Source organism: Klebsiella sp. Ech2A, assembly GCF_030078455.1.
Taxonomy (GTDB): domain Bacteria; phylum Pseudomonadota; class Gammaproteobacteria; order Enterobacterales; family Enterobacteriaceae; genus Klebsiella; species Klebsiella terrigena.
Genome location: NZ_JAQGFU010000195.1, coordinates 1 through 7,799 on the forward strand (window position 1 = coordinate 1; position 7,799 = coordinate 7,799).

Below are 7,799 nucleotides of genomic sequence, written 5' to 3' on the forward strand. Positions count from 1 at the left end.
CATTCTGGCGGCGCTTGATAATCGGCAGCAGCAGGGTGGGCAGGGCGTGCAGCGGGGCGTCGCGGTGCATCGGCGAATGCATCCATAGCCAGACGCTGGCCCCCAGCACTTCGGCTTCGTTGTCCACGCCGCCGAAGATCAGCGGCGCCTTAATGTCGTATTGTCCAATGCGCATCACCAGCTCCAGTTCAGGTTGAAGCCAAGAGTGACGGCGCTGGTGTGGAACCCATCCGGCTTCGAGAATGGCGTTCCGGCGAACAGGTCATAGCCGGTGTTGAAGGTGCTGCCGCGCACGCCGATAACGCCGCCCGCGAGGTGTTGGCCGATGAGGTAATCAGAGCTGTAGCCGCCGACTTCCCCATAGTCCGCGCCGAGATAGAGCTCCTGATTCTCCAGCGGGGTGCGCCAGGCCAGATCGTTGCGGACGTACCAGCCGTGGCTGGCGCTGAGGGTGCGCTCGCCGTCGAATCCGCGCACCGTCCAGCGGTTGCCGATGGCGAACTGATCCTGCGGCGTCAGCGGGGTGTTGCCGATCTGGCGCAGATACTGCACGTTGTAGCGGAAATTCTGGCTCCCGAGGGTAAAGGGCAGGTCGAGCTGGGCGTTGAGCTGGGTGATTTTGCTCAGCGCGGTGGCATCGCCGACGTACTCTTCCGGCGCGGGCCGCGCGCCAAACCAGCGGGTGCCGCGCTGGTAGCTGGCGCCGAGGTCGAGGGTGGCCTGGCCGATATAGTGGCGGTGCTGGAGCCCCACGCGCCAGGCCGCCGTCTGACGACGCTGAACGCCCACTTCGGTATCGTCGATGTAGTTGCGGCTTTCGCGGGCCAGCACGTCGTAGGTGAAGGTCGTTTTCTGCGTCCCGCTGCGGTGCAGAACCCGGCTGAGCTGCACGTCGAGATTTTTACTTTTGCCGCTGTAGCGGTAGTCGCCGTTCAGCCCGGCGACAGTCTGGTGATAGTCGTAGTCGCTGCCGGTGATCCCCAGCATCCAGTAGCCGTAGGGCACGGAGTAGTGGGCGATGTAGTTGCGGCTGCTCTTGCCGCCGCTATCGTCGAGGTCGTGGCTGGCGGAGAGGTAGAGCAAATCGCTGAGCGAGAAGGGGTTATCCAGCGACAGCGTTACGCCGCCCTGATAGCGGCCGGTGGTTTCGGTGCCCGAGTCGTCCAGCGACAGCCCCAGGCGCCACATCTTCGCCTGCTTACGCGTAATAACGATATCGCTCTCGCCGGGATTGTCGCCGGGGACAATTTCCATGCTCGCCTCGACGGTGGGCAGGCGCTGGAGGTTTTCCAGCCCCTGTTCGATATCGCGCAGGTCGAGCAGATTGCCCTCATGGGCCGGAAAGGCGCTATACAGCCGGATGTAGTCGTCGCTCTGCTCCGTCAGCCGTACGTGACGTACGTAGCCCGGCACGATCGTCAGCTTCAGGGTGCCGCTTTTTAAATCCTGGGAGGGCGCCAGCACGCGGGTGGTGATCCAGCCGCCGTCGACCAGCCGGTTTTGCAGGGTGCTCATCAGCAGGTTAATCCCTTTCCCGCCGAGGCAGCGCCCCTGCGCCTGGTCGGCGATGCGCTGCAGCGGCAGCCAGCGGGGGAGCGCTTCCTGGCCGCTCAGCGCCACGCGCTGGATGGGAAAGCAGGGGTCTTCCGTCGGGAAGGGAATGTGGCCGAAGCCGGAGGAGGGCTCAGAAAGCCGCACGTCCGGGGTCGGCGGGGTCAGCTGCTGCTCCAGCGCCTTCTGACGCTGCTGCTGAATAATAAACTGATCGTCCGGGCCTGCGGCGCGGGCCGGTAGCAGAAAAAACAGGCCTATCGCTGAGGCGATCGCCCGGCAAAGAATGGCTTCGCGGTTCATTGGCATCCTTGCAATGTGAAAATGAACAAAATGTGAGTTTGTGTAAAATTGTTCAATTTTTGTCAAGGAAAGGGAACCAGGCATATTCCGAAAAAGAGCGCACCCCCTGCCGGGACGCAGGAGAGTGGAGGGTGGGAATCGGCATAAACCGCTGTGATTTCAGCAGGAAGCGAGTTCTATCCGGCTGCGGGCGTGGCGCAGCGTCCCGGCGAAAAGCGTTGAATAATATCTTCCAGGTTTTCGCGATTGACCGGGGGTGAGATCAGATAGCCCTGAAACCTGTCGATCCCCAGCGCCTTCAGCATATTCAGCTTTTCCAGGCTATCCACCCCCTCGGCAATACAGCGGCTGCCGGTCAGCTGGCAGTAGTAGATCAGGCTTTTTACCAGCGCCAGCGCGTGGGCGTCGTGTTGGAAATCATTCACGATGCTCATGTCGAGCTTGTACTCGCTAAAGCGCACCGCGCGGACCGGAAACATCACGCTGCTTTGTGAAAAGCAGTCGTCGAGCATAATACGAAAGCCCTGCTGCTGTAATTTCACGATATTGCTGCCGATCTTCCCCTGGCGGTTGAGATCGACGGTTTCGGCAAATTCCAGTACCAGCCTCTCCGCCCAGCGTGGTTCGAGCAGCTGCTGGCGGGCAGCCTCCATCATCCGCATGAGGTTGTCATGCCCGGCGATAAGCGGCGGAACGTTCACCGAGAAATAGTACTCCCCGCGATGCTGGTTGATGCCCTCAACGGCTTCCCGTAGCGCAAAGGCCGTGAGCAGCAGCCACGCATATTCCGCGCGCACCAGCGGCAGAAACTCCCCGGGCAGCAGCACGCTGCCGCTGCGCCGCCAGCGCGACAGCACCTCGATACCCTTGAGCATTAGCCGGCCATCGGTAATGGGCTGGAATACCGGAAATACCTGCCGACAGTGGATCGCGTGCACAAACTCGCGCTCAAACGCCGAAAGCGTGGCGAAAGCCTGCGCTTTGTGCCCTTTTGTCTGGCTTCCGGGGAAGCGGGTGGCCAGATGCGGATGATGTTCCACCATCTTTTTTAGTCCTGCCATTCTCTGGTTATAGAGGGTTTTATGACTCACGCCCCGCAGCTCGGCCTGGCGAGTGATGCTGTATCCGCGCAGCCAGTCCAGCGCGGCGTTGAATTCGGGTTTGCTCAGGCCCGTCGGGGGAATATCGCGCGCGGCCGCCTCCTGATATGCCAGCGTCTCCAGCGAAGGGTAGTCCGGCGCAGCCTGGCCCAGCAGCGAGGCCAGCTGCCGGCAGGGCAGGTCGGAGGCGACGGTTTTGACGCCAGCAAGGCGGCGGCGGTTGCCCACCAGATGCAGCAGCGTTTGCCACAGCCAGCCGGCGGGGCTGCGGCTGAGGATCAGCATCGGCAGCGCGCTGGCGCTGCGGTCGAGCAGCAGCGCCGCCTGTCGGAGGGTAAACAGCAGCCAGAAGGGGTCGTCGGGCAGAAACACCACGATCCGCCGGAAGGTCGCCGGGTCGGTCAGCGACGGCGCGTCATGGGCCTGAGGAGATAAAAAAGTCGGCCGCCGCCCGCCCGCGCCGATCAGCGAAGAGAGTCCCTCCGCCGCCATCGAACAGGGCGAGAGGATGCACTCCCCCGCCGGGGCGGGCGGCGGGACTGGCGCCCTACTGGTAGACAAACGTCACCCCAATAATTGACTGCACGTTACCGGCGGTGACCTGCCCGCTGGTGCGCGCATACTCTGCCGTCAGCCCAAGGCTCACCGGCGACGTGCCGACCGTACCCAGCGATACCGGGCTGTTGGCGGACACCGCCGTACCGCCGCGGGTCAGCTGGACGCCGATCCCCTGCGCCGGCGAGGCGGAGGCGGTATTGGTGAAAATGGCGTTGCCGGAGCCGGTGGTGTTGCCCGACAGGTAGTAGCCCAGCGTCTGGTTCTGCGCGCAGTGCACCGTCAGCGGAACCGCCATCGAACCGGGATAGTCCGGCAGCGTCACCGTCACGTCGCGGGCGGAGACGTCGCAGCCGCCGGTCGGCACCACCACGTCGTTATTGGCATAAATGTTCCACACGAACTGGTAGGAGTCGCCGTTGTAGTTGTTGGTCTGATGGAGGATCAGCACGGCGATCAGCGAGCCGGAGGTAATGGCGATCCCGCCGGCGGTGCTGACCGGCGTCAGGTAGAGCACGGTTGGCCACGGCTTATCGGTGGTCGAGTCGTAAATCACCCGCGAGGTTTCCGTGGTGGTCGGGAACGGGTAGGAGCTGCCGTTGTATTTTACCGTACCGGAGAAGCTCGACAGCACGCCGCCGTAGGCGGAACCGCGCTGGAGGGTCACGTAGTCGGTAATAGTTTGCGGGTAGTCGTTATGGCAGAAAATCTGCGTCGACAGATCGACCACCAGGTTTTGCCCGACGCTCACCGCAGGGGAGAGATTGACGTAGACGTTGGCGCTGCCGCCGCCGATAGGGATGGTTTGACCGGTGGCGGTTTTACAGGCGAAGGACCAGGCGTTAATCGACCAGCCCATCATTGCCAGCGCCGCCAGCAGGGTGACTATTTTTTTCATAAACGTACTCTCCTGATTCAGGCGTAGGTATAGGTGACGTTAATCACCGCCTGAATGGTTCCCTGGGTGGCGCCGCCGTTCACCGTCAGCGCTCTGACCTGCAGCGGGAAACGGGCGGACTGGGTGGCGTCATCGACCTGCACTGATTGAGTGGCGCCGTTGTTCAGCGTGGTGCCGCCGCTGTCCTGCAGCTCGAGCTGGATATTGCCGGCGGTGCCCTGGTTTTTGTAATAGCCGGTGCCGTCCGCGGTGCCGCTGAAGGTGGCGACCACCCGCGAGGTGCCAATCGGGCAGTTGCTTAAATCGAGCGCCACGCTGTGCCACGCCGAAGCGGCCCCCGCCGAGACCAGGCTGAAGGTGTAGAGATCGCCGAGTTCGACGGTGGCGTTGGTGGTCGACACCGTGCACGGTTTGGCCACCACCTTGCCGTTCACGGTGATGGTGACGTCGGCGGCCTGCAGCGAGGAGGCGGCCATGAGCAGCGCGCCGGCGACCAGCCATCGTGGGGGAGTCCATTTCATCTCAGCCTCCGGTTACTGAAATTCCAGCGTAAAGGTCGCTGTGGCGTTAACGTGCCCGGCGGTAACCGGGACCTGGGTCGCCATCAGGCGGGCGTAAAAGTTCAGGGTATTGGTCTGCCCCGGCGTCAGGGTGGTCCAGGCTATCGCCGGGGAGGCTGCGTTCAGCGGCAGCATCGCCTGCTGGGTATCGAGGATCTGCACCCCCATTCCCGCCGCGGCCGACGCGCCGCTGTCCAGCTTCAACAGGCTGGTGTTGTCGTTATCCGCCACCCCGGTGAAGCCCACCTTCACTGCGGTAACCGAACTGCCGCAGGGCGACAGGACGATGCGAAACGGCACCGCGGGCGTCGTTGCGCCGACGGCGTGAAACTGTTTGGCGGCGTTATCCAGCAGATCGACGGTAAAATCTTTTGATTCTCCCGCCACCGCGCAGGCGTTATCCCGCACGTAGCCGCTGATAGAGATAGTGCTGTCGGCGGCGAAGGCGTTGGCCACGGCTAGCGACAGCACGGCCATCAGCAAATAGAGCGATTTTGTCATCATCATCCTTTCCTTAGCGGCACACGGCGGAGAGCTGGCTCAGCGCCTGCTGCTGGCTCTCCGGCGGCAGGCGATACTCGGCCACGCAGCCGGCATCCGGCCCGTCTCCCCACTTCACCTGCACCAGGCCGGCCAGCGGCATCCCGCTGAGGTAGACCTGGCCGTTATCGGCGACAATGCTGCCGCTCTGATTACTCGCCGAGGTCACCATGGCGCCGAACGGCACCGGCTTGCCGTTGCGGGTGAGGGTCATCAGCAATTTCATCCCGACGTGGGCCTTGAAGTCGGCGCGGACGATCGCGCCATGGGTGGGCACCACGCTGACCACGGCGTCGTCAAGATCGACGTTGTCGGCGAGGGTGTTGGTATCCAGCGCCACCCGGTTCTCCCGGTACTCGGTGGCGTAAGGCAGCACCGCATAGCCGCGCCAGTCGGTGCGCACGCCGGTCTGATTCTCCACCTTCACCTTCTCCGCGCCGGGCGCTTTGATAAGCACCACCGTGTCGTTCAGCGGCTGGCTTAAGGTCACGCCGTTAGCGTGGGCCAGCACGCCGCCGCTGACGCCGTAGTAGAGCTGCTTAAAGCCGTCGCTGCGGCTGTAGCCGACGTTGGCGTTGCCGTAGCCGCCGCGGTAGTTCAGGGCGGTATAGCCCGTGCCGCCGCTGCTGCCGTTGCCGCCGCCGGCGTAGCCGGTCTGCACGCTGTAGCTCAGGTTGTTATCCTCCAGCAGGGTGCCGTAGAGCCCGGCGAGGTTGGTCATCCGGCCGTCGAGATCGTGCGACATGCTGTAGCTGGCGCTGGCGTGGCGCCACGCGGATTTGCTGTCCGAGCGCAGCCAGTGGCTGAACGGAATATTGACGTTGACCGCCAGCATCTGGTCGCGCCCCTGCTGCCAGGCGTTTTTGGTCAGGCTGTAGCTCAGCGTCCAGTTGATATCGTTCACCGCGGCGTTGAGCCCGGCCTGCAGCTGCTGGTCCGCCTTGCCGGTTGACCAGTAGGTCTGATGGCTGCCGCTCATATAGAGCGTGGCGGTGCGTCCCAGCTGCTGGGTGACGCTGGCCTGCACCCGGCCGCGCTTGCTGTAGGCGAGGTTGTAGTAGTCGGTGAATTTGGGCTTCACCTGGATAACGCCGTCCTGGGTCTCGACGTCGTAGCCGCTCATCCGGCTATAGGTGGTATCGGCAAAGCTGTAGTAGCCCCGCGTGGAGTAGCGGTAGCCCACCAGCTGAATATTGGTGCCGATTTCGTTAAGCGATTTGTTATAGAGAAAACGCAGCGACTGCCCCTGATGGTTGCTGTCGTCCGGCAGGGTGGCGTTTGCCTGGGTCACGTCCAGCGATACGGCGCCGAACTCGCCCATGTTTTTGCCGACGCCGAGGTTAAAGGCGCGGTAGCGGTCGGCCAGCTGGGAGCCGCCGTACAGCGTCCAGCCCGCCGGCAGGCCGTGAAGCAGCGTTCCCTGGAAGAATTTTGGCTTCTCCTGCTGGTCGTTGCCGCTGCGGTATTCTCCCGCCGTCAGGGCGAAGCGCGAATGGCCCTCGCGCTGCAGCACCGGCACCGTTGACCACGGCACGGTGAAGACCTGGCGGGTGCCGTCGGTCTCTTTGATGGTGACCTGCAGATCGCCGCCGTTGCCTGCGGCATAGAGATCGTTGATGGTGAAGGGGCCGGGCGGCACCGTGCTTTGATAGATCTCGTAGCCGTTTTGCCTGATCGACACCTGCGCCGTTCCCCGGGCAATCCCGTGAATGACCGGGGCGAAGCCTTTCTGGCTGTCCGGCAGCATATTGTCGTCAGAGGCCAGCTGGGCGCCGCGGAAGTTGATGCCGTCGAACACGTCGCCGTTGGTGTAGCTGTCGCCGAGCGTCAGGCGCGAGCGCAGGGGGACAATATCCCGCTCCAGCCAGCTGTTGACGTGCTGCCACTTATTCTCGTTGCTCGATGAACCGCCGCCGCTGCTGTAGCTCCAGGTGGTGTTATCGCGCAGGCGCCAGGCGCCGAGGTTGAGGCCGCTTTGCAGATTAAGGTAGGCATAGTTGCTGCTGCCGCCAATATCGTTGTGCACGTTGTTGCCGGTGAAGTTGTAGTTCAGCAGCCCGGCGTTTATTCCGTCATCCCAGAGCTCGGGGGGAATATAGCCGCGCGCGCGGTTGCCCATAAAGGCCTGGGGAACGGTCAGGTACAGGCGCTGCTGGCCGACGTCGAAGCGGCTGGTGGACTCTTTGATCAGGGCGGCGAGCGGGACGCAGGCGTCGGCGTCCAGCGCCTCCATTCCCGCCACGGCGGGCGTGTTGACGCCCATGCTCGCCAGCTGGCCGCGGGTCAGGCAGG

General features: G+C 63.4%; 7 protein-coding genes. All 7 read right to left on the bottom strand.

Annotation, left to right across the window (positions count from 1 at the left end):
* The coding region (locus tag PFH44_RS22640; RefSeq protein WP_283826223.1) for a toxin-activating lysine-acyltransferase at positions 1–175 on the bottom strand (175 nt) is incomplete at its 3' end.
* Positions 175–1,860 carry a ShlB/FhaC/HecB family hemolysin secretion/activation protein gene (locus tag PFH44_RS22645; RefSeq protein ID WP_463671564.1) on the bottom strand — a complete coding sequence of 562 codons (1,686 nt, stop codon included), beginning with the start codon at positions 1,858–1,860 and terminating at the stop codon, positions 175–177. The genes PFH44_RS22640 and PFH44_RS22645, both read right to left, overlap by 1 nt.
* A gap of 170 nt (positions 1,861–2,030) precedes the next feature.
* The gene (locus PFH44_RS22650; protein ID WP_463671565.1) at positions 2,031–3,515 is read right to left on the bottom strand and encodes an EAL domain-containing protein; all 1,485 of its coding nucleotides are present in this window, start codon (positions 3,513–3,515) and stop codon (positions 2,031–2,033) included.
* A complete protein-coding gene (locus PFH44_RS22655; protein ID WP_283826221.1) occupies positions 3,502–4,407 on the bottom strand; it encodes a fimbrial protein in 906 nt (301 codons plus the stop codon). The genes PFH44_RS22650 and PFH44_RS22655 overlap by 14 nt, the downstream gene beginning before the upstream one ends.
* 17 nt (positions 4,408–4,424) lie before the next feature.
* Positions 4,425–4,928: a type 1 fimbrial minor subunit FimG gene (gene fimG / locus PFH44_RS22660; RefSeq protein ID WP_045857304.1), complete on the bottom strand. Its 504-nt coding sequence runs from the start codon at positions 4,926–4,928 to the stop codon at positions 4,425–4,427.
* A 12-nt stretch (positions 4,929–4,940) separates the two neighbouring features.
* Positions 4,941–5,468 carry a type 1 fimbrial adaptor subunit FimF gene (gene fimF, locus PFH44_RS22665; protein WP_283826225.1) on the bottom strand — a complete coding sequence of 176 codons (528 nt, stop codon included), beginning with the start codon at positions 5,466–5,468 and terminating at the stop codon, positions 4,941–4,943.
* A gap of 13 nt (positions 5,469–5,481) precedes the next feature.
* The coding region (locus tag PFH44_RS22670; protein WP_283826222.1) for a fimbrial biogenesis usher protein at positions 5,482–7,799 on the bottom strand (2,318 nt) is incomplete at its 5' end.

Bases quoted from the DNA above. Each gene is read 5' to 3' on its own strand.
- PFH44_RS22645 (WP_463671564.1), bottom strand. From the start codon at position 1,860: ATGCCAATGAACCGCGAAGCCATTCTTTGCCGGGCGATCGCCTCAGCG.
- PFH44_RS22655 (WP_283826221.1), bottom strand. From the start codon at position 4,407: ATGAAAAAAATAGTCACCCTGCTGGCGGCGCTGGCAATGATGGGCTGG.
- fimF (WP_283826225.1), bottom strand. From the start codon at position 5,468: ATGACAAAATCGCTCTATTTGCTGATGGCCGTGCTGTCGCTAGCCGTG.
- fimG (WP_045857304.1), bottom strand. From the start codon at position 4,928: ATGAAATGGACTCCCCCACGATGGCTGGTCGCCGGCGCGCTGCTCATG.